The organism is Pseudomonas sp. JDS28PS106 (assembly GCF_036706555.1).
GTDB lineage: Bacteria > Pseudomonadota > Gammaproteobacteria > Pseudomonadales > Pseudomonadaceae > Aquipseudomonas.
Map to the genome: position 1 here is coordinate 14133 of NZ_JBAJGT010000002.1, position 25512 is coordinate 39644.

Below are 25512 nucleotides of genomic sequence, written 5' to 3' on the forward strand. Positions count from 1 at the left end.
ATCTGCCCCCTGCTTACGATTTCGACAGGCCTGATCCGAGCCACGACCGGCGTGCCGGACAGCCTGCCCCTCCCCCTGTTTACAGCGCCTTCTGCCAGAACATAGCCCGTCCCATGGCAGGGTCAAGCTGATAACCGTCGAAACCCATCTTGCGATAAGCGCCCTGGGCAACCTCGTTGCCTTCCAGCACTTCCAGGGTCAGTTTGCAGCAGCCCCGCTGGCGCGCGATCTCTTCGACCTTGGCGAGCATTTTCTGGCTGATGCCCAGGCCGCGGCATTTCGCGATCACCGCAACATCATGAATGTTGACCAGCGGCCGGCAGGCGAAGGTCGAGAATCCTTCGAAGCAGTTGACCAGTCCGACCGGCTCGCCGGCGATGAACGCCAGCACGCTGAAGGCATGGGGGCGCTTGCCCAGCTCGATAGCGATCTGCTCACGGGTATCGAGGGAAATCGGTACGCCGCCGCCCATCGCGTCCATGGCGTACTCATTCAGCACGAAGCCGATCGCTTCAGCATGCACCGGATTGGTGTAGCTCGCCTGCAGTACCAGTACCTCTGGGGAATCCATTGCCAACCTCTTTAACGCTTGAAACGAATTGATGCCTTGATACCGACCACTTCGCACGGGTCGGGGGCGACGATTCTAGCGTGTCACAGCCGTAAATGTGCCATCAGTGTCACAGGTTTTTTCCATACCCCGAACCGGTAGCCCTCAGCCGATGCACCGGCAGGAAGCACGATCGCGCAGCACGCACCCGATCGGACCCCGCTGGGCCGCACCTCACACCCCCGATTTTCCCTGTGTAATCAAAGCCTCCAGGCCAGCCGGGCGACCGGTCGTCCGAAACTTTTCGCAGGCCTTTGGACGGTGCTTTCCAGTCGAGACGGCCCCCCTGCGCTTGAAGGCTGGCTTGTTGGGCTCCCGTCCTGATCACGTGCCAGACATTTCGCCATCAAAAAGTCGAAACTTCTCCAGAACGGGTAGGTCATCTGCTTAGAGCGCCTATGCTGTTGGCTGGACACCTTGCATTTGGCTTCTTCGTGTCGCTCACCGCCGCGCAATTTTTCAGTCAGGTATCGATCTTGCGTAGCTGATATTGCGTAGCTCAGGTGAGCCACCCGGCCATAGGAAATGGCCATAAGAAAATCAATTGACGCACCAACACAGTTTTGTATGGGAGAAATCGATGATTAGCGCCGCTGTCAAAACCCAGCAGGGAGAGAGTTTTAATCAGACGGCCAGCGAGCTGACTCATCTGCCGGTCTTTGGCTCCAAGGTTCCAGTATTGCAGGTGGCCCCGTCGGCGGTTCAACCCACCATGTCTCAGGTCAACCGCCGCAAGGTCCTGTTCGTGACCTCCGAGCTCGCCGACCTGGTAAAGACCGGGGGCCTTGGCGACGTATCCGCCGCCCTGCCCCGTGCCATGCGTCATCTGCACGATGTGCGGGTCCTGATCCCCGGCTATCCGCAAGTGCTCAATAGCGGCAACCCGATTCACATCATCAGTGAGTTGGGCGGTTACGCCGCACTGCCGGCCTGCAAGATCGGCCGCATGGACATGAAGGACGGGCTGGTCATCTATGTTTTGATCTGCCCGGAGCTGTATGAGCGTGAAGGCACACCGTACGCGGACCCACAAGGTCGCGATTGGTCGGATAACCACATCCGCTTCGCCCGCCTGGGCCTGGCCGCCGCGGATTTTGCCGCCGGCGCCGTGAAGAGCCAGTGGTGCCCCGAGCTGGTTCACGCCCACGACTGGCCGGCTGGCCTGGCGCCCGCTTACATGCGCTGGCGCGGACAGACCACCCCGAGCATCTTCACCATCCATAACCTGGCCTATCAGGGGACCGTGAGCACCGGCTCGACCGTTGAGCTAGGCATTCCCGATGAAGCCTTGAGCACCGAAGGCATGGAGTTCTACGGCAAGCTGTCGTTCATCAAGGCCGGCATGGCCTACGCCAGCCACATCACTACCGTCAGCGCGACCTACGCCCAGGAAATCACCACGCCAGCGTTCGGTTGCGGCCTGGAAGGCTTCCTGCAGAGCAAGGCCGAACAGGGCAAGCTCAGCGGTATTCCCAACGGGATCGATGCCAGCTGGGATGCGTCGACCGACGAGCACCTGATCTGTCATTTCGCGCCCAACGAATGGCTGCGCAAAGAGATCAACGCCGATTACGTGCGGGAACTGTTCGAACTCGAACCCTCCAAAGGTCCGCTGTTCGCCGTGGTATCGCGTCTGGTCTATCAGAAAGGCCTGGACCTGACCATCGGCGTCGCTGAACACATCGTCAACAACGGCGGCCAGATCGCAATCATCGGCCGAGGCGAGCCTGAAGAAGAAGACGCGATGCGTGCGCTCGCGGCCCGCTTCCCAGGTCGTGTCAGCGTACGCGTCGGCTTTAACGAGACTGATGCACGGCGCATGTTCGCCGGCAGCGACTTCCTGCTGATGCCGTCGCGCTACGAGCCGTGCGGCCTGAGCCAGATGTACGCCCAGCGTTTCGGCTCGCTGCCGGTTGCGCGCAACACCGGCGGTCTGGCGGATACCATCGAAGATGGCGTGACCGGCTTCCTGTTCAACGAATCGACGGTGGAAAGCTACACCGAAGCCCTGAATCGTGCCTTCCAGGTCTACGCACACCCTGAACTGCTCAATGCAATGCGCTGCCGCGCCATGGCGGCCCCTTTCAACTGGCACCAGGCGGTTGAACCTTACGCGGAGCTGTATCAGGACCTGCTGAAGAAGAATTCGAGCGTCTCGCTCCACTATTGAAGAACAAAGGGGTTTATGGATGCCGCAGCGTAATGATGAAACCTGGCGCCACGGCGCGGTACTGTTGGACCCTGAACGCACACGGTTCGCCCTTTGGGCGCCGGACGCCTACTACGTAAGCGTCGAGCTGGAGCATGGCCAGTCACTGGCCATGCTGCCTCAGCAGGATGGCTGGTTCGTGCTGGAGGCCGATTGCCCGGCCGGCACGCGCTATCGCTTCAACATCGACGGTGAAATCGAAGTCCCTGACCCGGCTTCCCGGGCTCAGGTCGACGGTGTGCACTCCCACAGCATCGTCGTGGACCCCAAGGCCTATCGGTGGACGAGCGACGCCTGGCAAGGGCGGCCCTGGCATGAAGCGGTCATCTATGAGCTGCATGTGGGATCGCTTGGCGGATATGCCGGCGTTGAAAAGCACCTGCAGCGTCTGGTCGACCTCGGCGTCACCGCCATCGAACTGATGCCACTGGCGCAGTTCCCGGGCGACCGCAATTGGGGCTATGACGGCGTTCTGCCCTATGCGCCGCAGTCGTCCTATGGCACGCCCGAGCAGCTCAAACATCTGATCGACACTGCCCACGGCCTAGGTCTGTGCGTCATCATCGATGTGGTCTACAACCACTTCGGACCGGATGGCAATTACCTGGGTCGATACGCCAAAGGCTTTTTCCGAAGCGACCTGCATACCCCTTGGGGCGATGCCATTGATTTCCGCCGCAAGGAAGTGCGCAGCTATTTCATCGATAACGCCCTGATGTGGTTGCTGGAATACCGCTTCGACGGGCTGCGCATGGACGCTGTGCATGCCATTCGCGACGAGACCTTCCTGCCTGAATTCGCCGAGCGGGTACGCGCGCAGATCGACCCGCAGCGCCATGTCTGGCTGAACTTGGAAAACGAGTTCAATCAGGCCCGCTTGCTGGACAAGGGCTTCGACGCCCAGTGGAACGATGACGGCCATAACACGCTGCATGTGCTGCTGACCGGCGAGACCGACGCCTACTATTCGGACTTTGCCCAGGAGCCGACCCAGAAACTGGCGCGACTGCTTAGCCAGGGCTTCGTCTATCAGGGCGAATCGACGCGACACGGCCATGCACGCGGGGAGCCGAGTGCTCATCTGTCGCCGACGGCGTTCGTGCTATTTCTGCAAAATCACGATCAGATTGGCAATCGCGCATTCGGCGAGCGCCTGCATGCGCTCTGCCCTGCTCCCGCGCTCCGCGCCGCCACGGCGCTGTTGATGCTTTCACCGATGATCCCGCTGATGTTCATGGGCGATGAATGGGCCGCCAGCGAACCCTTTCTGTTCTTTACCAGCCATCACGGCGAACTGGTTGACGCCGTCCGTGAAGGCCGGCGCAGCGAATTTGCAGACTTCGCCGCGTTCACCGACGAGAAGCGCCGCGAGACCATTCCTGATCCCAACGATCCCAAGACCTTCGAAGCGTCGCGCCCGGCGCTGGATGCCCTGCAACTGGAAACCGATGTTGGCGAAGACCACCGCAGCTGGCTGGCGCTTTATCGCGAACTGCTAGCCATCCGCCACCGCTCCATTGTGCCTCGTCTGCCTCGGACCCAGGCACTGGGTGCCGAGGTCCTTGGCGACGCCGCCGTCAGCGCACGCTGGAGGATGGGCGATGGCAGCGTGCTGCGGATCGATCTCAACCTGAGTGAGCATTCGGTAACGGTGCCCGCGCTCGGCGACGGCTCACTGCTGTTCGCCAGCCCCCCCGGCGCGGTCGAGCCTTCCAGACAGGGCACGTTGAACGCCCATACGGCGATCGTCAGCCTGACAGCAAGCGATAGTGCGGAGACGCAGGATGAGTAATGAGCAGTTGGAACGCCTGGCGACCGAAGTCGGCCTGTCAGTACAGTGGGTGGACGCCAATGGGCGTCCCCAGACCGTCAGTCCTGACGTGCTGCGCAAAGTCCTCGCGGCGCTCGGGTATCCGGCCGACGGCAGCGAGGCCATCGACGCCAGCCTGACGAAGCTGAACAGTTCACGCCACGGCACGACCGCCCCGCCGCTGCTGACCGTCGATGAAGGGCGGAATCTGGACCTGTCCGAGTGGTTCGCGCCTTCCACACCCTTCATCCTGCACCTTGAAAACGGCTCGTCTCTCGATGCACGTCTCACCGCCAACGCCGAGCTGCCCGCACTGGCGCCGCCCGGCTACCAGCAGCTGGAGATCGACGGCCAGCATCTGACCATCGCAGTCGCTCCGAAGCATTGCTACAGCACGGCGATGGCGACCGAGACGGCACGCCCGAATGTATGGGGTCTCACGGCGCAGCTCTACAGCTTGCGTCGCGAGGGCGATGGCGGTTTTGGCGACACCCAGGCGCTGGAAAACCTGGTGCGCGCCGCGGGCGAACGCGGAGCCGACGCTCTGGGCATCAGCCCGATCCATGCCATGTTCGCCAACGACCCGCATCGCTACAGCCCCTACTCGCCGTCCAGCCGACTGTTTCTAAACGCACTCTACGCCTCGCCCGGCACTATTCTGGGCGAGCGGTCCTGGCGGCAGGCCATCGAAGACGCGGGCGTTGCCGAAGAGTTCAAGCGTCTGGAGCAGATGCCACTGGTGGACTGGCCCGCAGCGGCCACTGCCAAGTGGAAAGCCTTGCGACATCTTTACGATTCCTTCAGCGCCACGACTCATCCGCTGTTCGAGGACTTCAGCAGCTTCCGCCATAACGGCGGCGAGGCGCTGGAAAACCATTGCCGATTCGAAGCGCTGCGAGCGCAAAGCGGCAGTCTGGGTATCAGCGATAACTGGCACGAGTGGCCTGACGAACTCAAGGATCCGCGCAGCGAGGCCATACGCCGCTTCGCGGCGGAGCATGGCGAACTGATCGGCTTCCATGCATTCGCCCAGTGGCTGATCGCTCGAGGACTGGAGCGGGCCCAGATTGCGGCTCGCAGCAGCGGCATGCGCATCGGCCTGATCGCAGACCTGGCGGTAGGCGCGGACGGCGCTGGCAGTCAGGCGTGGAGCCGTCAGGACGAGCTACTGTCGGCTCTGACGGTCGGCGCGCCCCCGGACATTCTCAACCGCGCGGGCCAGAGCTGGGGCATTTCTGCCTTCTCGCCGGACGGACTGCGTCGCAACGGCTTCCGTGCCTTCATTGAAATGCTGCGCGCCAACTTCGCCCATGCCGGCGGCCTGCGTATCGATCACGTGATGGGCCTGCAACGCCTGTGGGTCATCCCGATGGGCTCGCCTCCCAATGAGGGTGCCTACCTCAACTTCCCGCTCGACGACATGCTGCGTCTGCTCAGCCTCGAGTCCGTGCGGCACAAGGCGATCGTGCTCGGCGAAGACTTGGGCACCGTGCCTGAAGGCCTGCACGAGAAGCTTTCCGAACGGGAAATCCTTGGCATGCGGGTGCTGTTGTTCGAACAGGACAATGCCCAGTTCAAACCGGTCGAGGACTGGGCGGATGACGCCCTGGCGACCACCAGCACCCACGACCTGCCGACCCTGGCCGGCTGGTTGAGCGAACTGGATATCGAATGGAACGCGCGGCTGGGCCAGATCGACGAACAGGCCGAGCGGCAGTGGCGCGACGGGCGCGCCCGTGAAATGGACGGTCTTCGCCAGGCGCTGGCTCAGCACAGCGACAGCTTGCCGACCGATTCCGACGATGCGCGGCAGACCATCGATGCCAGCGTGCGCTTCCTGGGTCATACCCCGGCTCCACTGGTGCTGCTGCCCCTCGAAGATGCCTTGGGCATCCAGGAACAAGCCAATCTGCCGGGCACCATCGACAGCCATCCCAACTGGCGTCGTCGGCTGCCGGGTGACAGTTCAACCCTGTTAGACCATGAAGATGCCGCGCGCCGACTGGAGCTGCTCTCCCAGGCCCGGCTACAAGCTGCGGAGCGTAATCGATGACCCCCCCTTTGCAACCGTTACGTGCAACTCAACGCCTGCAGTTCCACAAGGATTTCACCCTCGACGACGCCGTACCTCTGGTGCCTTATTTCGCCAGTCTGGGCATCAGCCACATTTATGCCTCGCCCCTGCTCAAGGCCCGCGCCGGCTCCATGCACGGCTACGATGTCGTAGACCCCACCGTCATCAACCCGGAGCTGGGTGGCGAGCCGGCACTGCACCGGCTGGTCGCGGCGCTGCGCGAGCATGGCATGGGGCTGATCCTGGATATCGTGTCCAACCACATGGCCGTCGGCGGTGCCGACAACCCTTGGTGGCTCGATTTGCTGGAGTGGGGCCGACGCAGCCCTTACGCGGACTTCTTCGATATCCAGTGGAATTCGCCGGACCCGCTGCTCGAAGGCCAGCTGCTGCTGCCATTCCTGAGCAGCGATTACGGCGCGGTACTGCAAGCGGGCGACATTCCGCTGCGGTTCGACGCCGAACGCGGTGCGTTTCACATCGAACACTACCAGCACCACTTCCCGATCAACCCCAGCACCTACGGACCGCTGCTGCACCTGGTCGCCCATCCCAAGCTCACCGAACTGGGCCAGCGTTTCTCGGCGCTGGAGCAGTACCCGCAGGCGTACGAACGCGCACGCCAGGCCAAGGCCGAGCTGGCGACGCTGGCCAGGGATCCGGAGATCCTCGAAGCCATTCAGCGTGGCCTGGAGCAGTTCGATTCCACCACCCCTGAAGGTTTCGAGCGCCTGCACCAGTTGCTCGAGCGCCAGCATTACCGGCTGGCGAGCTGGCGCACGGCGGGCGACGACATCAACTGGCGGCGCTTCTTCGACATCAATGAGCTGGGCGGCCTGCGGGTCGAACGGCCGACGGTGTTCGAAGCCACCCATGGCAAGATCTTCGAGCTGATCGCCAATGGACTGGTGGACGGCTTGCGTATCGACCATATCGACGGGCTGGCGAATCCGCGCGGTTATGGCCGCAAGCTGCATCGGCGGGTCAAGAGCCTGCTGGGCAAGCGTCCGGCGGAGGCGCGCCTGGAACATCTGCCGATCTTCGTCGAGAAGATTCTCGGCCACGACGAACCACTGCGCGAAGACTGGAGCGTCGACGGCACGACCGGCTACGAATTCATGAACCAGGTCTCGCTGCTGCAGCATGACCCCAAGGGTCAGGCACCGCTCACCGACTTGTGGAGCCGTGTCTCCGAGCGACCCGCCGACTTCCATCAGGAAGAGCTGATTGCACGCGACCTGGTACTGCACGGCACCCTGGCCGGTGATTTCGAAAACGTCGCGCAGGCGCTGCTGCAAGTCGCCCGCAGCGACCTGATGAGCCGCGACCTGACCCTGGGCGCCATTCGCCGCGCGCTGCTGGCGCTGGTGGTAAATTTCCCCATTTATCGCACTTACATCAGTGTCCGCGGCCGCTCGGAGCAGGATGAACGCTTCTTCCAGCAAGCCATGGAAGGCGCGCGGGCAACGCTCAACGAGGGCGACTGGCCGGTGCTCGACTACCTTCAGCGCTGGCTCGGCGGAGAAGCCTGGCGCGACCTGCCGCGCGGCAAGCGTCGCAAGCTGTACAAGAATGCCTGCGTGCGCTTCCAGCAACTGACCTCGCCGGTCGCCGCCAAGTCCGTCGAAGACACGGCGTTCTACCGCTCGGCCGTGCTGCTGTCGCGCAACGATGTAGGCTTCCATCCGGCGCATTTCAGTGCCCCGGTGGAAGATTTCCATGCCGCATGCCTCAAGCGCCACGAGTCCTTCCCGGACAACCTGCTGGCGACCGCGACCCATGACCACAAGCGTGGTGAAGACACCCGTACGCGTCTGGCGGTGCTCAGCGAACATGCACAGTGGTACGGCGAGCAGGTCGAGCGCTGGCGGCAACTGGCGATTCCTCTCAAAGGCGAGGAAGTCACCATCACCGGCGGCGACGAGCTGATGCTGTATCAGGCGTTGCTCGGCAGCTGGCCGCTGACGCTCGAAGGTGAAGAGGCGCACGAAACCTACGCCAAGCGCATGATTCAATGGCAGGAAAAGGCGCTGCGCGAAGCCAAATTGCTGAGCAGCTGGGGCGCACCCAACCAGGCTTACGAGACCGCGTGCCGCGAGTTTCTGCAGCGAGTCTTGCTGACGCCCGAAGGTCTGGCGCTGCGTCAGTCGCTGGGCGCGACCGCGCACCGGATCGCAACCGCCGGTGCGCTCAACAGCCTGGCGCAAACGTTGCTACGCTTGACCGTGCCAGGGGTGCCGGACCTGTACCAAGGCACCGAGTTCTGGGACTTCAGTCTGGTCGACCCGGATAACCGGCGACCTGTGGACTACCCTGCACGTGAGCGCGCGCTTGCCGAGCAGCTGGACGTTGGCCAGCTGCTCGCGCAATGGCAGGACGGCCGGGTCAAGCAGGCGCTGATAGCCCGTGCTCTGAACGTGCGCGCCAGTCATGCGGAGCTGTTCGCCCGCGGCGAGTACATACCGCTGGAGGTCACCGGCAGTCAGGCCGCTCATGTGGTCGCGTTTGCACGAAAGTGGCAGCACACGCATGCCATTATCGTGGTTCCTCGCACATGCAGTGAACTATTGGGCACCGCGCAAACTCCATTCATCAGCGCGGCCAGTTGGGGCGATACCCGCATCATGGTGCCGTTCGCCGATCCGGGCTCTGAATGGACAGGCCTGTTCTCCGAAGTCGTAGCGATAAACGACGGGGGAATCGCGGTAAGTGCAACGCTTGAACAGTTTTCTGTGAATCTGCTTATTCAAACTAAGTAATACCTGGGAGTGTCGAGATGAGTGCCGACGAAAAAAGAATTCGCGAGTTTGCGTATCAAATATGGGAATCGGAAGGGCAACCTGCCGGTCAGGAAGAACGTCATTGGGAAATGGCCCGCAAACTGGCCGAGGCTGAAGCGCTGGCCCCGAACAAATCCACGGTTCGCAAGTCGAGCAAGCCCAAGCTGCCAGCCGTGGACGGCGCCAAGGAACCCAAGACCGCTTCCAAGACCGTGAAGTCCGCACCGGTTCCAAAGCCTGCTGATCCTGCCAAGGCCAAGACTGCCACCAAGGCAGCCGACCCCGCCAAAGCCAAGACCGCTGCCAAGCCGGCGCCAAAGACCAAGGGCAATACCGCTGCCGCGCCGCTGCCTGAAGGCCAGGCGAGCGCTCCTGCCGCGAAGAAAACGCGCAAGCCATCGGCTACTTGAAACTCTGACAGCGCAACACCTGTCCACTGCCGCAGGAACCGCACTGGCTCGCCATGCGGACTGCGGCTCCCCAGCTCTCTCATCCAGCAATATTGAAGCCGTCCAAGCTTCGATAGCGGTTACGGCCGCGCAAAAAACACTCGACGTCAGGAAGGCATCATGACCACCAAGACAAAGAAATCGGGCAAAGAACAACCCGCGGTTCAGGAAAAACCTGCTGCGTCGACTTCTCGCATTCGCGAAGGCCTGCCCTTCCCGCTCGGCGCGAACTGGGATGGCCTGGGTGTCAACTTCGCCATTTTTTCGGCCCATGCCACCAAAGTGGAACTGTGCCTGTTCGACTCGACCGGCGAGGTGGAACTGGAACGCATCGAACTGCCCGAATACACCGACGAGATCTACCACGGCTATCTGCCTGACGCCCATCCGGGGCTGATTTACGGCTACCGTGTGCACGGGCCTTATGACCCGCAGAACGGGCATCGCTTCAACCCCAACAAGCTGTTGATCGATCCCTATGCCAAGCAGCTGGTCGGCCAGCTCAAATGGTCCGAGGCACTGTTCGGCTACACCATCGGCCACCCGGATGGCGACCTGAGCTTCGACGAGCGTGACAGCGCCCCCTTCGTTCCCAAGAGCAAGGTCATCGACCCGGCCTACACCTGGGGCCGTGACCAGCGCGTTGCGACGCCCTGGGACAAGACCATTCTCTATGAAACCCACGTTCGCGGTTTCACGATGCAGCATCCGGATGTACCTGAAGAGCTGCGCGGTACTTTCTCCGGTCTTGCGGTGAAAGAGGTCACCGACCATATCCGCAAGCTGGGCGTAACCTCGGTCGAGCTGTTGCCCATTCATGCTTTCGTCAATGACCAGCATCTGCTGCAGAAAGGCATGACCAACTATTGGGGTTACAACAGCATTGCCTTCTTTGCCCCGGACCCGCGGTATCTCGCCCACGGCAAGATCGCCGAGTTCAAGGAAATGGTCGCCCGCATGCACGATGCCGGGCTGGAGGTGATCCTCGACGTGGTCTACAACCACACCGCCGAGGGCAATGAACTGGGTCCGACCCTGTCGATGCGCGGCATCGACAACGCCTCGTACTATCGCCTGATGCCGGACGACAAGCGCTACTACATCAACGACTCGGGCACCGGCAACACGCTGGACTTGAGCCACCCCTGTGTCTTGCAGATGGTCACCGACTCGCTGCGCTACTGGGCGTCGGAAATGCATGTCGACGGTTTCCGCTTCGACCTGGCGACCATTCTGGGCCGTTACCACGAAGGCTTCGACGAACGGCACAGCTTCCTGGTCGCTTGCCGCCAGGACCCGGTGCTTCGTCAGGTCAAGCTGATCGCCGAGCCATGGGACTGCGGTCCGGGCGGCTATCAGGTCGGCGGTTTCCCGCCGGGCTGGATGGAATGGAACGACCGCTTCCGCGATACCGTGCGGGCCTTCTGGAAAGGCGACGAAGGTCAACTGGCTGATTTTGCCGCGCGCCTGACGGCCTCCGGTGAGATGTTCAACCAGCGCGGGCGTCGTCCGCAGGCTTCGGTCAACTTCATCACCGCCCACGACGGCTTCACGTTGCACGACCTGGTGTCCTACAACGACAAGCACAACGAAGCCAACGACGAAAACAACCAGGACGGCAGCAACAACAACCTGTCCTGGAACCACGGCGTCGAAGGCCCGACCGACGATCCGGAGATCAACACCCTGCGTCTGCGCCAGATGCGCAACTTCTTCGCGACCTTGCTGCTGGCCCAGGGCACGCCGATGATGGTGGCCGGCGACGAATTCGCCCGTACCCAGCACGGCAACAACAACGCCTACTGCCAGGACAGCGAAATCGGCTGGGTGAACTGGAACCTGGATGACGATGGCAAGGCGCTGCTCAAATTCGTCAAGCGCGTGATCAAGCTGCGCCAGAGCTATCCGATCCTGCGCCGCAGCCGCTTCCTGGTCGGCGACTACAACGAGGACATCGGCGTCAAGGACGTGACCTGGCTGTCGCCCGCGGGCACTGAGATGACCACCGAGCAATGGGAAGAGGCACACGGCAAATGCCTGGGCATGCTCATGGACGGCCGCGCGCAGGAAACCGGTATCCGCCGTCCTGGCGCCGACGCCACGCTGTTGCTGGTGGTCAACGCGCACCACGAGGGGGTCAACTTCACCCTGCCGGAAGTGCCGGAGGGCACCCACTACGTCTGCCTGATCGACACCAACCAGGAAGACGTGAAGAGCAAAGAGAAGTTTGCCTTCGGCTCCGAATACACAGTGACGCCGCGCTCGCTGCTGCTGTTCGAGCTGCAACGCGAAGATCAGCAATGATCGACGCGGCGGCCGGCTGCGTCCTGCGCGGTCGGCCGCCGCTGCATAAGATGGAGTCGCCATGAGCGAGTTCTTTGTGGACAGCGAAGACGCGCGCGGTCGCGGCACTTCGCTGGCAGCCTGGCACAGTTCTTCCAAGCTGGCCGCAGTGCCGGCCATCACCGCCGACATCCTGGTGCCGCCTAACAGCCGCGCCGTGATTGTCGCGCCTCATCCCGGCGACGAAGTCTTGTGCTGCGGTGGACTGATGTCGCAACTGGCGTTCTTGCAGCGCACGCTGGCGCTGATATCGGTCAGCGACGGTGAAGGCAGCCATCCCGGCTCCGCACTCTGGCCCGAACAACGGCTCAAGATCCTGAGGCCTCAGGAGAGTGTCGATGCACTGGTGCGTCTGGGCCTCGGGTCGACCGCCATCGACTGGTCCCGTGGCGGCTACCCGGACGGCCAACTGGCCGAATATGAAGATCAGCTGGTCGATTTCCTCTCGTACCATTTGCAGGCCACTGACAGGGTCTTCGCCACCTGGGCGCAGGACGGCCTCCCGGATCATGAAGCGGTAGGCCGGGCCGCGGCCCGTGCTTGTGAGCAGGTCGGCGCCCAGCTGTACGAGGTACCGATTCGGGCCTGGCATTGGGCCGGCCCCGAAGATGAGCGCCTGCCCTGGGAGCGAGCACGCAAGCTGCTGCTGGATCCGGCCACCCAGGCACGCAAACGCGAGGCTGCGCTTGCCTTCTCCAGCCAGTTGCAGGGCGATCCGGGGGTCGCCCTGTCGCCGGCTCTTCCCTCGGGCATCCTGGAGCGACTGCTGCAACCCTTCGAGCTGGTGTTTACATGAGTGTGGCAAACCATTACTTCGATGAGCTCTTTCGGGACAGTGATGACCCGTGGGCCTTCCGAGAGCGATGGTACGAACGACGCAAGCGCGCACTCACCCTGGCCGCGCTGCCTCGTGAGCGCTACGAATCGGTGTTCGAACCCGGCTGTGCCAATGGCGAGCTGAGCGCAGAGCTGGCGAACCGGTGCGAGCGCTTGCTTTGCTGTGACACGTCGGCGCGAGCAGTCGAGTTGGCGCGACAACGGCTGGCCGGGCTGAATCACGTAGAGGTCCTGCACGCGCGTCTTCCGGCGCAGTGGCCGGAAGGACGTTTCGATCTTATCGTGCTAAGCGAGATGGGTTACTACCTGGACAGCGACGATCTGGATCTCTGGATCCAGCAGGCCGTGGAATCCCTCACGTTTGACGGCCACCTCCTGGCCTGCCATTGGCGGCCCCACATACAGGGCTGCAGCCTGAGCGCCGAGCGGGTTCACCGGACACTGAGCATGAGTCTGCCCATGCAGAAGCTTTTTACCCATCACGAACCGGATTTTCTGCTCGACCTGTGGAGTCGGGACGGCACTTCCGTGGCCGAACAGGAAGACATGCTCGAACGCCCCGCTCTGCTTCTCTGAAACCCCGGAGCCGGGCCGCCCGGACACAGGTTCAGGGGTGATGAGCGGTCTGCATGCCAGCCCGCTCGTCGCTATCTCGCCCCAGCGCGTCCGCGAAGAAGCGCGCCGCTTCGGCGCTCAGGGTGCGATGGATGCCTTCCCGGTCTACACCTTCCCGGTCGGTACAGATCACCGGCATGCTGGCCCGCTGTTCGGCACTGCACGGCGCCATGAACACGAAATGACCGGCACCCGCGAGCAGCCGGTAATCAGGCGTTTGCGGCAGCTTGCGTGCCAGTGCCTCGGCGTTGCGGTCCAGCGCGAGCAACTCGTCGTTGTCACCGGCGTACATCAGCACCGGCACATGCACATCTCCCAGCGTCTGACGGCCGAACATCAGGCTCAGCGGCGCCATCAGCATCAGGGCAGCGACCCGTGGATCGGCCTGGGCATGCAGGTCGTCGCGATCGGCGACCAGCTCGCCCTGGGTGCGGCAAGCGTCGTGGTCATCCGGACGCTCCAGACAGTAACGCCGCAAACGGTTGAGGTCGGGGGTCGCGCCTGCCAGGATCAACGCGGTTTCTCCTCCCGCCGAATAACCGATCACCCCTACCCGACGATCATCCAGATAAGGCGCCAGGACCGGGTCCTGGAACGCGGCGCTGATGGCTTCGGAGATCTGCAAGGGTCGTCCGTACAGATTGCTCAGGCTGCCCAGGCGACTGTGGTCCAGATCGTTGTCGCCCGGATGCACGACCGCCACGATCACGAATCCGCGCCGTGCCAGAGACGTCGCCAGATCATGCAGGGCAAGTGGGTTGCCGGTATTGCCATGGGACAGCATCAGCATGGGGAAACGCCCCATTGCAATAGCACCGTCACGCGTGGCATCGATACGATAACCTTGCAGCGGACCCTGCCGCGACGGCTCAGTGGAGGGATAGAAGGCAATGGCGCGCATGGGGCCGGCGTCCAGCGGGTCGCGGAAACTCAGTTCGCGAAAGCCGGCGCTCCACTGCCCCTCGGCGGCCTGCAACTGCACTGACAAGAGGCCATTGAGCAAACAGACCAGCAGCGCTGCACCAATACGTGTCATGGTACTCATTCCCTGTCCTGAGGCCTTGCAAGCATTCAAGCTATAGAGCATCCGAACAGGGATTAGTGCACAAGCCGGGCCAGTTCGACCGATCAGTGCCCGGTCAGGAAATCCAGCACGGGGCGAGTGAAAGCGTCTTTGGCCTCGACATTGGACAGGTGTGCCGCCGGTAGCTCCACAAGCCGCGCGCCAGACACGCGTTGCACGATGAATTCGCCATCGGCCGTGGTCGTGACCGGATCCCGACCGCCGCAAACGACCAGCACGGGAAGCGTGACTGAACCGATCTGCTCACGGAAATCGGCGTCGCGCACCGCAGCGCAGTTCGCGGCATAGCCTTGGGGCGAAGTGCCTGCCAGCATGCCGACGATGGTCTCGACCGCAGCAGGTTCAGCCTGGGCAAATGCCGGTGTGAACCAACGCTCGATGGACGCGTCGCGCAACGCGGCCATGGCGGCCTGTCCATCCCGGCGAACGGTTTCGATGCGTGGATTCCAGATCTCGGGGGTGCCGATCTTCGCTGCGGTGTTGCACAACACCACGCGACGCAACCGCTGGGGCGCATTGATCGCCAGCCATTGCCCGATCAGCCCACCCATGGACAAACCGCAGAAATCCACAGTCTCGATCTCCAGCGCGTCGAGCAGCGCCAGCACATCGCGGCCGTTCTGCTCGATGCTGTAATCACCGGGTGTCACCAACGAGCGGCCATGCCCGCGGGTGTCATAACGAAGGACCTGGAAATGGCGGGTGAAGGCCGGAATCTGCTCGTCCCACATGTGCAGATCGGTGCCCAGCGAGTTGGACAGCACCAGAACCGGTGCGTCGCTTGGGCCATCGAGCTGATAATTGAGATCGCCATCGGCGAGTTGCGCGCTGGGCATCGAAGTCTCCTGACAGGCAAAAGCCCAACACTAGCCAGCTCGAGACGCACGAGCAACGTGCGTCACGTGGTTGTGTTCGGCTATCGCACGGGTTTCAGGGCCCTGTAGGAGCCAGGTTGCTGGCGATCTGCCGCGCAGCGGCTGCATCAGGCACATGGCGTAACCGTTCATCGCCAGCAAGCTGGCTCCTACAGAAGGAGGGCTGCATTACCCCTGCGCCGACGCCCAGTCGATCCAGCCGAACTGCCAGGTGGCCAGAATCAGCAGCCCGAACACGATCCGGTACCAAGCGAATACTGCGTAGCTGTGGGTCGCGATGAACTTGAGCAGGCCGCGCACAGCGATCATCGCGAAGATGAAGGAGACCACGAAGCCGACCGCAAACACCATGAAATCATCGGGTCGGAACAGATCCCGGTACTTGTAGCCCGAGTACACCGCCGCTCCGACCATGGTCGGCATGGCGAGAAAGAACGAGAACTCGGTGGCCGCCTTGCGCGACAGGCCGAACAGCAGCCCGCCGATGATCGTTGAGCCGGAACGCGATGTGCCCGGAATCATCGCCAGACACTGAACCAGACCCACTTTCAGCGCATCGCTCCATTTCATGTCGTCCACCGCCGGCACGCTGATCACGTGGTCGCGGCGCTCGGCCCAGATCATGATGATCCCGCCGATCACCAGCGCCATGGCCACTGTGATGGGATTGAACAGGTAATGATGGATGAGATCGGCGAACAGCACGCCCAGCACTACCGCCGGCAGGAACGCGATCAAAAGGTTGATGGTAAAACGCTGCGCCGAACGCTCCTTGGGCAGTCCCAGCACCACATTGAAAATCTTGCGCCGAAATTCCCAGACTACGGCCAGAATCGCCCCCAGCTGGATGATGATGTTGAACGCCATCGCGCGCTCGCCACCGAAGCCGATCAGGTCGGCGACGATGATCTGGTGCCCGGTACTGGAAATCGGCAGGAACTCGGTCAGCCCTTCTACAACACCCAAAATCAACGCCTGAGCGGCCGTCCAAAGATCCATCGTTCCTCCATGTGGCGCGGCCTTTAGCCCACCGGTTAAGTGACTGTTCGACTGAAGATTACTAACGATTACTATGAGCGGTGGAACCTGTACGGCGCTTGACCCGAACACTCATGCAAAAAACCGGGCAGATGCTAGCAGACCTGTTCCGGCAAAACCTGTGTTGCCTTGCGGGAAATTCGCTCTCGACTCGCGAGGCTCCCCGCGCACCGCGGAAATGCTTACAATCGCCGCCCTCGATCCTTCACCTGATTCCGGAGCCACCATGTCTGCGGTCGAACTGTTCGCTGCCGCCCTCGGCGTGATCGCCGTCTGGCTGACGGTCAAGCAGAACCCCTGGTGCTGGCCGGTCGGGCTGGTGATGGTGGTGATCTACATCTGGATCTTCTTCGACGTGAAGCTGTATTCCGACATGCTCTTGCAGGTGGTCTACGCAGGGCTGCAGGTCTATGGCTGGCTGCAATGGACGCGTCATGGCAACCGGCGCCCGCCCCGCGCGGTCAGCGTGCTGGGCGGTGGTTCCGTGCTGGCGGGCCTGGCGGTCGGCGCGTGCGTCAGCCTCGCATTGGGCGCGGCGATGGCGCATCTGACCGATGCCGCGCAGCCCTGGCTTGACGCCGCCCTGACCGGTTTCAGCCTCGTCGCCCAGGTCTGGATGGCCCAGAAACGGGTCCAGTGCTGGCCGCTGTGGATAGTGCTGGACGTGATCTTCGTCGGCCTGTTCATCTACAAGGCCCTGTTTCTGACCGCCGCGCTGTATGCGCTGTTCACCCTGCTCGCGGTGCAGGGCTGGCGCGAGTGGCGCAACGACCTGGCGCCGGCGCGATGAAGGTCCTGGTGCTCGCAGGTCCCGAGTCCAGCGGCAAAAGCTGGCTTTCGGCCGAAATACAACAACGCTTCGGCGGCGTGCTGGTCGGGGAATACGTGCGGCACTTTATCGACTTGCACGGTCGCGATACCTGCTACGCGGATATCCCGGCCATTGCCCGGGGCCAGCTGGAGTGGGAAGACGCGGCGCGCGCGAAAGCTCCCGAGCTGTTGATTCTCGATACGCATTTATTGAGCAACCTGTTATGGAGCCGGACGCTGTTCGGCGATTGCCCCGCCTGGGTCGAACAGCAATTGCTGAACAGGCACTACGACCTGCATCTGCTGCTGTCACCCGAGGGCGTGGACTGGGTCAGCGATGGCCAACGCTGTCAGCCGCAACTGGAGGAACGACTGGCGTTCTTCGCCGCCAGCCGGGACTGGCTGCACGACCATCGACAGCGCTACACAATCCTTGACGGCGACTGGACCGCCAGGCGTGAGCGAGCCCTGGCGCTGGTAGCGCGACTTCTGGCCGACTCACCGGATCTGATGCTTGTGCAGCAGGCGGTAGAAGGTCGGCCGGGAAATCCCTAGTACCTTGGCGGCGACGCTCAGGTTGTCGCTGTGCCGGGTCAGCACGTCACACAAGGCCTGACGCTCGGCGCGGGATTTATAGTCGTCCAGCGTTCCCATGCTGCTGGCGATGTCCTCCTCGCCCAACAGTCCCAGATCGGCCGCTTCGATCTGCCTTCCTTCGGCCAGCACCAGTCCGCGTCGTACCCGGTTGGCCAGTTCGCGGACGTTGCCCGGCCAGTCATGCTTGCCCATGGCGATCAGCGCGTCCTGGCTGAAGTTGCGCGCGCGCCTGCCGGTTTCCTGGCTGTAAAAATGCGCAAAGTGATTCGCCAGCATCGCCAGGTCGCCATGCCGCTCACGCAGAGGCGCCGTGCCGACCTGCAAGACGTTGAGCCGGTAGTAAAGGTCCTCGCGGAAACGCTTCTTGCGAATCGCCGCTTCCAGATCGACATGGGTCGCAGCCAGCACCCTGACGTCCACCGGGATGGGTTCGCTGCCGCCAAACCGTTCGATCTGCCGGTCCTGGAGAAAACGCAGCAGATGCGCCTGGGTTTCCAGCGGCAGATCGCCGATCTCGTCGAGAAACAGGGTGCCACCGTCCGCCGCCTCGATACGACCGACCTTCGCCTCCTGAGCGCCGTTGAACGCGCCTTTTTCATAGCCGAACAGTTCGGCATGGATCAGGTGCTCGGCGATGGCCCCGCAATTGACCGCCACAAACGGCTTGTTACGGCGCTGAGACTGCGCATGTAAGGTGCGCGCAACCAGTTCCTTCCCGGTACCCCGCTCGCCGCGGATCAACACCGGGGACTCGGTGGGCGCCAGCTTGCCCAGCAGCCTGCGCAGTTCGCGGATCGGCCGGCTTTCACCCAGCATTTCCTGGTCGCCCGCCGCTGCCTGGACCGTGCCTTGCGCCCGCAACCGGGCCATGCCGTAGGCACGTCCCAGGGTGACTTGCATGCGTGCTACGTCGAACGGCAAAGTATGGAAGTCGAAAAACCACTCGCAGACAAAATCGCCGATCTTTTCCCGGCGCAGATCTTCCGGCGCAAGCACTGCGATCCACTGGGTACCGCTGCGTGTTATGAGCTCCTTGACCACTTCGGGATGCTCGAAGTGGTTAGGCATCAAGCGTATCAGGCCGACGTCACAGCCGAGGTGGAGCGCTGACTCGATCGTGCTGCTGTCGACCGCCCATCCGGCCGCATGCAGCACGGGGATCAACTGGTGACAGTCGTCGCAGGGGTCCACTATCAGAAGACGTCGTGTTGGGGCCGACTCATGCATATAGGTTCCTTGGCGCCCGGCGTCTGGTTGGAGTTATAAAAATCGTTTTATAAACAGCATGTTGGCGAGCCCGACTGTTACATTAGCAAATATTTGACACAGCCTTGTACCGTTTACATCTAACCCTAATAACCAAACGTCATTAAGACTGTCACGCCGGTTTTACACCTCCTCTGAAACGCCCGCCTGATGGGCGGCACGAACTTGGTCACTTGCCCTGAGTCAATACGCACCGTTCGCCGATGTAAAAAAATTGAAATTAAGCGACGCCCTGTGTGACTCACTGCACCCTCACGCGCATCAACACCATTAACCAGCCGGACGGTAAGCCCGCCGACCCGACTGAACTGATATGGGCCTTTTGAGGAAACGACCATGAACGCCCCACTGCGCTTCAACGATGCACTTCTCATCGCTGGACACGCTTTCGAACCCTTCCGCTGCATCGCCTGGGCGCCGCAGTATGGGGATGGCGAATTGAGCCTGACGGTGCTCGATCGCATGAGCACTCGCATTGGCCGCAAGCACCTTTCAAGCAGCACCTATTCCGACAAGGCCCAACTGGCCAGCGCCCTGGAACAGGCGCGCGCCGAGCTGAGCAACGAGGGTTACACCCTCGAGCCATGGACCATGCCTGCCTGACGAGGCGTGCGACGGAGGGCGTTGCGCCCTCCGCTAGCGCAAGCGCCGCAGCTCTTCCAGATGCCGGTAATCGGCACCCAGTTGTCTCGCCAGATCGCGGGCCCGCCCCAGGCGAATCGGCCCGGTTTCAATATCCACCAACAGACTTTCGCAGCCCAGCGCATTCAGCTCGGGCACGGCTTTGATGCGGCCATCAGTCAGCAGCAGCGCGCGCTGTCGCTCGGCGGGATAGCGTTCGCGACGTCGGGCCAGCCAATCGCTGGCCTGCTCCAGCGCCTGACGCAATGGCGTCCCGCCTCCCGCGCCAAGGGCATCAAGCCAGGGCGTCAGTGAACGCGATGCCTTGAGACCCTGGTGCTGCCAGCGCGGCGCGGCGCCACTGGCCGTCAGCAAGGCCAGTCGCGCGCGTCGCCGGTAAGCGTCATCGAATACTTGGGCGAGCAAGCCCTTGGCCTGACTCAAGGCGCCGTTGCGACGAGTTGATGCCGAGGCATCGACAATCACCAACAACAGTTCGACGGGTCGGCTGCTGCGCGGCTGTCGCACCAGATCCTGCCGGGTGCGCGGACGCCCCTTGAGCAAGGTCGGGACCCAGGCCACCGGCCCGTCGCTCCCGGTTCGCGCGGCACCCTGCTTACCCATTCGCAACCGGCCGGGACCGGGGCGGGCATCCGCTCCTTGCGAAGGGCGAGAGCGGATGCCTAGGGCTTTTTTGGCCAGCTCGGGACCTCCCGGCGCGCACCCGTCGCGACCGGCCGTGCCGGCAATTGCCCCCACTGGCCCTGCCCGCCGTCAGGCTGGTCGGCCTCCGGCGGCTGCGGACGTGAACGGGGCGACTCCGACGCTTGTGGCTGCTCGGGTTCGCTGGCTTTCGGCTGGGCACGACGGCGGTGGCGCAACGCAAATTCGGCGACCGCATCGATATCGAGCGTCTCGATCCGGTGAACGCCTCGCCAGGCCGCGTGCGCCCGAGCCGCCCGTAGCCAGACGAGGTCGGCGCGCATGCCGTCCACGCCGGCGGCGAAACAGCGCTCGGTGATCTGCCCCAGGGAATCATCGTCCAGCTCGATGCTCGTCAACAATCCACGGGCTGCGGTGCACCGCTGCGCAAGGGCTGTCTGTTCATCGTTCCAGCGCTGACAGAAGCCCTGGGGATCCGCATCGAATTCCAGGCGCCGACGAATGATCTGTCCGCGCTCGGCAGGCGGCGTCTGCCCGTCCAGCGCCACGTTCAGTCCGAAACGGTCCAGCAGCTGCGGCCGCAGCTCGCCTTCTTCGGGGTTCATGGTGCCGATCAGCACGAATCGCGCGGAATGACGATGCGAAAGGCCATCGCGCTCCACCAGGTTGATACCGCTGGCGGCCACGTCGAGCAGCAGATCCACCAGATGATCGGCCAGCAGGTTGACCTCGTCGACGTAGAGCACCCCGCCATCGGCCTTCGCCAGCACGCCCGGAGAAAACCGCGCCTGACCTTGCGCCAGCGCCGCATCGAGATCCAGAGTGCCGACCAGTCGCTCTTCGGTAGCCCCCAGCGGCAGCGTGACGAAGCGACCGTTTTCCAGCAGATCGGCGACGCCGCGCGCCAGCGTCGACTTGGCCATGCCACGCGGCCCTTCGATCAATACGCCGCCGATCCGCGGATCGATGGCGACCAGGCACAGGGCCAGTTTCAACTCGTCGGCACCGACCACGGCGGCCAGCGGAAAATGCAGTGTGTCAGTCATGGAATCGGCCAGAGTCATCAGTTTTCTTCTATATCCAGCAGCAGCTCTTCCAGAGCATGACGGTAGTCGCCCGGCTCCTCCCAGAGTCCGCGTTGCTGGGCTTCGAGCAGCCGCTCGGTCATGTCGCGCAGGGCATCGGGGTTGTGCTCCCGGATAAAGTCGCGGGTCGACGGGTCCAGCAGGTAGGCGTCGGTCAGCAGCGCGTACTGGTGGTCGTCGATCAGCTCGGTGGTCGCGTCGAAGGCGAACAGGAAATCCACCGTCGCCGCCATTTCGAACGCGCCTTTATAGCCGTGGCGCTTCACGCCCTCGATCCATTTGGGATTGGCCGCCCGGGAGCGAATCACCCGATTCAGTTCTTCCTTGAGCGTGCGGATTCTGGGCAGGTCGGGCTGGCTATGGTCGCCGTGATAGCCGACGGCTTTTTGCCCACCGAGACTCTCTGCCGCCGCCAGCATGCCGCCCTGAAACTGGTAATAGTCGTTGGAGTCGAGCAGGTCGTGCTCGCGGTTGTCCTGATTCTGCAGCACAGCCTGTACCTGAGACAGACGTCGGCCGAACTCCTGACGCGCCGGCGTGCCTTCATCTCCGGCACCATAGGCATAACCGCCCCAGTTGAGGTAGACCTCGGCCAGGTCTTCGCGGCTCTGCCACAGCCGGCCGTCGATGGCACCTTGCACACCCGCGCCATAGGCGCCGGGCTTGGCGCCGAAAATGCGCCAGCCGGCCTGTCGCTCCGCCTGTCCCTGACTCAGGCCCGCCGCGAACAACTCATCACGCTCCGCGCGGACCCGGGCGGCCAGCGGGTTCAGATCGTCCGGCTCGTCCAGCGCCGCCACCGCCTGCACCGCGGCATCGAACAAGCGGATCAGGTTGGCGAAGGCATCGCGAAAAAAGCCCGACACGCGCAAGGTCACGTCGACCCGCGGCCGGTCCAGCAGGCTCAGGGGCAAGATCTCAAAATCGTCGACCCGCTGGCTGCCGGTGGCCCACACCGGCCGCACGCCCATCAACGCCATGGCCTGGGCAATATCGTCGCCGCCGGTGCGCATCGTGGCAGTGCCCCAGACCGAAAGGCCGAGCTGGCGCAGGTGGTCACCGTGGTCCTGCAGGTGACGCTCCAGCAGCAGGTCGGCGGACTTGAATCCGATGCGCCAGGCGGTGGTGGTCGGCAGGTTACGCACGTCGACGCTGAAGAAATTGCGCCCGGTGGGCAGCACGTCCAGACGTCCCCGGCTCGGCGCGCCACTGGGGCCGGCCGGTACGAAGCGACCGCTCAAAGCATCCAGCAGACCCTGCATTTCCGCCGGCCCGCAACTGTCGAGCCTTGGCGCGACCAGGGTTCGCAGATGTTCGAGGATCAACCGCAGATCGTCACCGGCCGGCACGTCCGCCAGCGGCTCGCCCCGCTCGACCCGCTCGATCAGCCGGGCGGCGAACAACTCCAGCCGCTCCCGGGTGTCGCCGGTGGTGCGCCACGGCTGTTCGGTCATCGCCGCCAGCGGTTCAGGCCGAGCGCCTGTCCAGGGGGCCGCCAGCTCGCAGTCCAGCGGGTCGAAGCCCAGTCCGAACGCTTCGCTCAATGCGCGCAGCAGACTGGAGTGCGCGCCCCGGCCGTCGCCACGCGGGATGCGTAGCAGCGCCAGCAGCGTGTCGGTGCGCAGCCGTCCCTGCGGCGACTCACCGAACACGTGCAGCCCATCCCGAATCTGTGACTCCTTGAGATCGCACAGGTAGGTGTCCAGACGCGGCAGCCAGACCGCCGCGTCTGCCTCGTTGTCCGCCGTGTCGTCCATCGCCAGCTCCCGGTCAAGACGCGTCTCGCGGACCAGCTTGAGAATGTCGCGTTGCAGTTCTTGGGCACGACGCGGATCGAGCAACTGCGCTTCGTAGTATTCGTCGGCCAGCTGTTCGAGATCGCGCAGCGGTCCGTAGGTTTCGGCGCGGGTCAGCGGCGGCATCAGGTGGTCGATGATCACTGCCTGAGTCCGACGCTTGGCCTGGGCGCCCTCGCCCGGATCATTGACGATGAACGGATAGATATTGGGCAGCGGGCCGGGTATTGCGTCGGGCCAGCATTCAGCCGACAGGCCTACGCCCTTGCCGGGTAACCATTCAAGGTTGCCGTGCTTGCCCACGTGGATCAACGCGTGGGCGCCGTACACCTTGCGCAGCCAGAAATAGAAGGCCAGATAGCCATGCGGCGGCACCAGATCCGGGTCGTGGTAAACCGCGCTCGGATCGACCTGATAACCGCGCGCCGGCTGGATGCCGACGAACGTCAGGCCGAAGCGCACCCCTGCCACCATCATCCTGCCGTCACGGAACATCGGGTCCGCTTCGGGCGAGCCCCAGCGCTGGATCACTGCCTCGCGATTGGCCTGCGGCAACGTGTCGAACGCAGTCCGATAATCATCCAGCGACAGACTTTGCTGGCAGGGGCGCTCATCGAGGGTTTCCAGATCATTGGTCACCCCGCCCAGCAGGGTTTGGATCAGCTCGGTGCCGTCCTGCGGCAACTGCGCCAGCGGATACCCCTCGACCGCCATGGCCCGCAGGATGTTGAGCGCCGCCGCGGGCGTATCCAGCCCTACCCCGTTGCCAATGCGTCCGTCGCGGGTCGGGTAATTGGCCAGGATCAGCGCCACGCGCTTGTCCGCATTGGCCAGCCGCCCCAACTCGATCCAGCGCCGCGCCAGCTCGGCGACGAAATCCATGCGTTCGGTCTGGGCGCGGTAGCACACCACATCGGACTGACTGCGCTCGCTGCGCCAGGCCAGGTCCTTGAAACTGACCGGGCGGCTGATGATCCGGCCGTCCAGCTCCGGCAGCGCAATGTGCATCGCCAGATCCCGCGCGCCCAGCCCCTGCTCGCTGGCCTGCCAGGCTGGCTCGTTGTCCTGCGCGCAGATCGCCTGGATCACCGGCACGTCACGGCGGAACGGCCGCAAATGCGGCGCCTCCGGGCTGGACTGGGCGAAGCCTGTGGTATTGAGGATCAGCTCGACCTCGGCTTCGTCGAGCCACGCCTGCACCTGATCCAGACAGCCAGGCTCCTTGAGGCTGGCGACCGCGATCGGCAGCGGATTGATGCCCCGCGCTTGCAGGCGCGCGCAGAACTCGTCGATGAACGCGGTGTTGGCCGCCTGCAGGTGGGAGCGATAAAACAGCAGCGCCGCCACCGGCTGGCCGACCGTCCAGTCGCAATGCCAGAGCGCCGGGCCGGAGCCTGTCAGCCGGGGATGATAGGCCGCCGTACGCGGCAGAGGCTGTGGCTCGGACCAGGGATAGTCCCGGCCCAGCCACTGACTGGCAATGCACCGATAAAGATCCAGCGCGTTGCCCAGCCCGCCCTGGCGCAGAAACTGCCAGAGCCGGTCACGATCCGCCGCCGGCACGGTGCTCAGGTCGCTGAGTTCCGGGTCAGGTCGGTCGTCGCCCGGCACCAGAATCACCTGCACCCCGGTGGCGGCCAGTTCCATCAGGCGCTCGACACCATAGCGCCAGTAGCCGATGCCGCCATGCAGCGAGATCAGGATGACCTTGGCATGGCGCAGGACTTCCTCGACGTAGAGGTCGACCGAGGCATGGTTCTGCACCTGCATCGGATTGGCCAGACGCAGGCTGGGGTACTCGTCCGGCAGCTGCTGCGCGGCCTGCGCCAGCAGCGCCAGACTCGAATCGCCGCTACAGAGAATCACCAGCTCGGCCGGCGTCTGACCAAGGTCGGCAATACTGTCGTCCGGGACGAATCCGCCGGGCTGGGTTCTCAGCAGGTGCATGGA

The 25512-nt window shown here is 63.4% G+C and carries 19 protein-coding genes; 11 read left to right on the forward strand and 8 right to left on the reverse strand.

Features of this window, described 5'->3' with window-relative positions; genetic code table 11:
• Positions 1-79 precede the first annotated feature (79 nt).
• Entirely contained in the window at positions 80-571 is a 492-nt protein-coding gene (locus tag TRP66_RS03255; RefSeq protein ID WP_333399912.1) for a GNAT family N-acetyltransferase, read from the reverse strand.
• A 619-nt stretch (positions 572-1190) separates the two neighbouring features.
• On the opposite strand from TRP66_RS03255, the gene glgA reads away from it, so the two are divergent.
• The 8 genes from glgA (at position 1191) to TRP66_RS03295 (ending at position 13688) form a co-directional block, all read left to right on the forward strand.
• Positions 1191-2780 carry a glycogen synthase GlgA gene (glgA, locus tag TRP66_RS03260; RefSeq protein WP_333399913.1) on the forward strand — a complete coding sequence of 530 codons (1590 nt, stop codon included), beginning with the start codon at positions 1191-1193 and terminating at the stop codon, positions 2778-2780.
• 19 nt (positions 2781-2799) lie between these two features.
• On the forward strand, positions 2800-4611 hold the full coding sequence (gene treZ, locus TRP66_RS03265) for a malto-oligosyltrehalose trehalohydrolase (protein ID WP_333399914.1): 1812 nt from the start codon (positions 2800-2802) through the stop codon (positions 4609-4611).
• Positions 4604-6682: a 4-alpha-glucanotransferase gene (malQ, locus tag TRP66_RS03270; protein ID WP_333399915.1), complete on the forward strand. Its 2079-nt coding sequence runs from the start codon at positions 4604-4606 to the stop codon at positions 6680-6682. Before treZ ends, malQ begins: the two co-directional genes overlap by 8 nt.
• Entirely contained in the window at positions 6679-9462 is a 2784-nt protein-coding gene (locus TRP66_RS03275) for a malto-oligosyltrehalose synthase (RefSeq protein WP_333399916.1), read from the forward strand. The genes malQ and TRP66_RS03275 overlap by 4 nt, the downstream gene beginning before the upstream one ends.
• A 17-nt stretch (positions 9463-9479) precedes the next feature.
• Positions 9480-9893: a DUF2934 domain-containing protein gene (locus tag TRP66_RS03280; RefSeq protein ID WP_333399917.1), complete on the forward strand. Its 414-nt coding sequence runs from the start codon at positions 9480-9482 to the stop codon at positions 9891-9893.
• A 159-nt stretch (positions 9894-10052) separates the two neighbouring features.
• The gene (glgX, locus tag TRP66_RS03285; RefSeq protein WP_333399918.1) at positions 10053-12236 is read left to right on the forward strand and encodes a glycogen debranching protein GlgX; all 2184 of its coding nucleotides are present in this window, start codon (positions 10053-10055) and stop codon (positions 12234-12236) included.
• Between the two features lie 61 nt (positions 12237-12297).
• Positions 12298-13071: a PIG-L deacetylase family protein gene (locus tag TRP66_RS03290; RefSeq protein ID WP_333399919.1), complete on the forward strand. Its 774-nt coding sequence runs from the start codon at positions 12298-12300 to the stop codon at positions 13069-13071.
• Positions 13068-13688 (forward strand): class I SAM-dependent DNA methyltransferase, encoded by a 621-nt coding sequence (locus TRP66_RS03295; protein ID WP_333399920.1) that lies wholly within the window; start codon positions 13068-13070, stop codon positions 13686-13688. Before TRP66_RS03290 ends, TRP66_RS03295 begins: the two co-directional genes overlap by 4 nt.
• Positions 13689-13719: 31 nt before the next feature.
• Here TRP66_RS03295 and TRP66_RS03300 read toward each other — a convergent pair whose 3' ends face one another.
• The 3 genes from TRP66_RS03300 to TRP66_RS03310 all read right to left on the reverse strand — a co-directional run bounded on the left by TRP66_RS03300 (position 13720) and on the right by TRP66_RS03310 (position 16685).
• Positions 13720-14763 carry an alpha/beta hydrolase family protein gene (locus TRP66_RS03300; RefSeq protein WP_333400322.1) on the reverse strand — a complete coding sequence of 348 codons (1044 nt, stop codon included), beginning with the start codon at positions 14761-14763 and terminating at the stop codon, positions 13720-13722.
• Positions 14764-14855: 92 nt separating this feature from the next.
• Positions 14856-15647, reverse strand: coding sequence for a 3-oxoadipate enol-lactonase (gene pcaD / locus TRP66_RS03305; protein WP_333399921.1), 792 nt, complete (start codon positions 15645-15647; stop codon positions 14856-14858).
• A 207-nt stretch (positions 15648-15854) separates the two neighbouring features.
• On the reverse strand, positions 15855-16685 hold the full coding sequence (locus TRP66_RS03310) for an undecaprenyl-diphosphate phosphatase (RefSeq protein ID WP_333399922.1): 831 nt from the start codon (positions 16683-16685) through the stop codon (positions 15855-15857).
• Positions 16686-16950: 265 nt separating this feature from the next.
• On the opposite strand from TRP66_RS03310, the gene pnuC reads away from it, so the two are divergent.
• Together pnuC and TRP66_RS03320 are read left to right on the forward strand one after the other, a co-directional pair.
• The gene (gene pnuC, locus TRP66_RS03315; RefSeq protein ID WP_333399923.1) at positions 16951-17514 is read left to right on the forward strand and encodes a nicotinamide riboside transporter PnuC; all 564 of its coding nucleotides are present in this window, start codon (positions 16951-16953) and stop codon (positions 17512-17514) included.
• Positions 17511-18089 (forward strand): AAA family ATPase, encoded by a 579-nt coding sequence (locus TRP66_RS03320; protein WP_333400323.1) that lies wholly within the window; start codon positions 17511-17513, stop codon positions 18087-18089. Before pnuC ends, TRP66_RS03320 begins: the two co-directional genes overlap by 4 nt.
• Here the strand turns inward: TRP66_RS03320 and TRP66_RS03325 are convergent.
• Entirely contained in the window at positions 18033-19358 is a 1326-nt protein-coding gene (locus tag TRP66_RS03325) for a sigma-54 dependent transcriptional regulator (RefSeq protein WP_333399924.1), read from the reverse strand. The two genes, TRP66_RS03320 and TRP66_RS03325, sit on opposite strands and share 57 nt — an antisense overlap.
• A 375-nt stretch (positions 19359-19733) precedes the next feature.
• On the opposite strand from TRP66_RS03325, the gene TRP66_RS03330 reads away from it, so the two are divergent.
• Positions 19734-20000 carry a hypothetical protein gene (locus TRP66_RS03330; protein ID WP_333399925.1) on the forward strand — a complete coding sequence of 89 codons (267 nt, stop codon included), beginning with the start codon at positions 19734-19736 and terminating at the stop codon, positions 19998-20000.
• Between the two features lie 33 nt (positions 20001-20033).
• On the opposite strand, the gene TRP66_RS03335 is transcribed toward TRP66_RS03330, so the two are convergent.
• The 3 genes from TRP66_RS03335 to cobN are packed head-to-tail and all read right to left on the reverse strand — an operon-like array spanning position 20034 to position 25509.
• A complete protein-coding gene (locus TRP66_RS03335; RefSeq protein WP_333399926.1) occupies positions 20034-20648 on the reverse strand; it encodes a vWA domain-containing protein in 615 nt (204 codons plus the stop codon).
• Between the two features lie 53 nt (positions 20649-20701).
• Complete coding sequence (locus tag TRP66_RS03340) at positions 20702-21727, reverse strand: ATP-binding protein (protein ID WP_442965160.1); 1026 nt, start codon at positions 21725-21727, stop codon at positions 20702-20704.
• 17 nt (positions 21728-21744) lie between these two features.
• A complete protein-coding gene (cobN, locus tag TRP66_RS03345) occupies positions 21745-25509 on the reverse strand; it encodes a cobaltochelatase subunit CobN (RefSeq protein WP_333399928.1) in 3765 nt (1254 codons plus the stop codon).
• Positions 25510-25512: the final 3 nt, after the last annotated feature.

Coding starts and splice junctions, on each gene's coding strand:
- TRP66_RS03255 (WP_333399912.1), bottom strand. CDS start 571: ATGGATTCCCCAGAGGTACTGGTACTGCAGGCGAGCTACACCAATCCG.
- glgA (WP_333399913.1), top strand. CDS start 1,191: ATGATTAGCGCCGCTGTCAAAACCCAGCAGGGAGAGAGTTTTAATCAG.
- treZ (WP_333399914.1), top strand. CDS start 2,800: ATGCCGCAGCGTAATGATGAAACCTGGCGCCACGGCGCGGTACTGTTG.
- malQ (WP_333399915.1), top strand. CDS start 4,604: ATGAGTAATGAGCAGTTGGAACGCCTGGCGACCGAAGTCGGCCTGTCA.
- TRP66_RS03275 (WP_333399916.1), top strand. CDS start 6,679: ATGACCCCCCCTTTGCAACCGTTACGTGCAACTCAACGCCTGCAGTTC.
- TRP66_RS03280 (WP_333399917.1), top strand. CDS start 9,480: ATGAGTGCCGACGAAAAAAGAATTCGCGAGTTTGCGTATCAAATATGG.
- glgX (WP_333399918.1), top strand. CDS start 10,053: ATGACCACCAAGACAAAGAAATCGGGCAAAGAACAACCCGCGGTTCAG.
- TRP66_RS03290 (WP_333399919.1), top strand. CDS start 12,298: ATGAGCGAGTTCTTTGTGGACAGCGAAGACGCGCGCGGTCGCGGCACT.
- TRP66_RS03295 (WP_333399920.1), top strand. CDS start 13,068: ATGAGTGTGGCAAACCATTACTTCGATGAGCTCTTTCGGGACAGTGAT.
- TRP66_RS03300 (WP_333400322.1), bottom strand. CDS start 14,763: ATGACACGTATTGGTGCAGCGCTGCTGGTCTGTTTGCTCAATGGCCTC.
- pcaD (WP_333399921.1), bottom strand. CDS start 15,647: ATGCCCAGCGCGCAACTCGCCGATGGCGATCTCAATTATCAGCTCGAT.
- TRP66_RS03310 (WP_333399922.1), bottom strand. CDS start 16,685: ATGGATCTTTGGACGGCCGCTCAGGCGTTGATTTTGGGTGTTGTAGAA.
- pnuC (WP_333399923.1), top strand. CDS start 16,951: ATGTCTGCGGTCGAACTGTTCGCTGCCGCCCTCGGCGTGATCGCCGTC.
- TRP66_RS03320 (WP_333400323.1), top strand. CDS start 17,511: ATGAAGGTCCTGGTGCTCGCAGGTCCCGAGTCCAGCGGCAAAAGCTGG.
- TRP66_RS03325 (WP_333399924.1), bottom strand. CDS start 19,358: ATGCATGAGTCGGCCCCAACACGACGTCTTCTGATAGTGGACCCCTGC.
- TRP66_RS03330 (WP_333399925.1), top strand. CDS start 19,734: ATGAACGCCCCACTGCGCTTCAACGATGCACTTCTCATCGCTGGACAC.
- TRP66_RS03340 (WP_442965160.1), bottom strand. CDS start 21,727: ATGACTGACACACTGCATTTTCCGCTGGCCGCCGTGGTCGGTGCCGAC.
- cobN (WP_333399928.1), bottom strand. CDS start 25,509: ATGCACCTGCTGAGAACCCAGCCCGGCGGATTCGTCCCGGACGACAGT.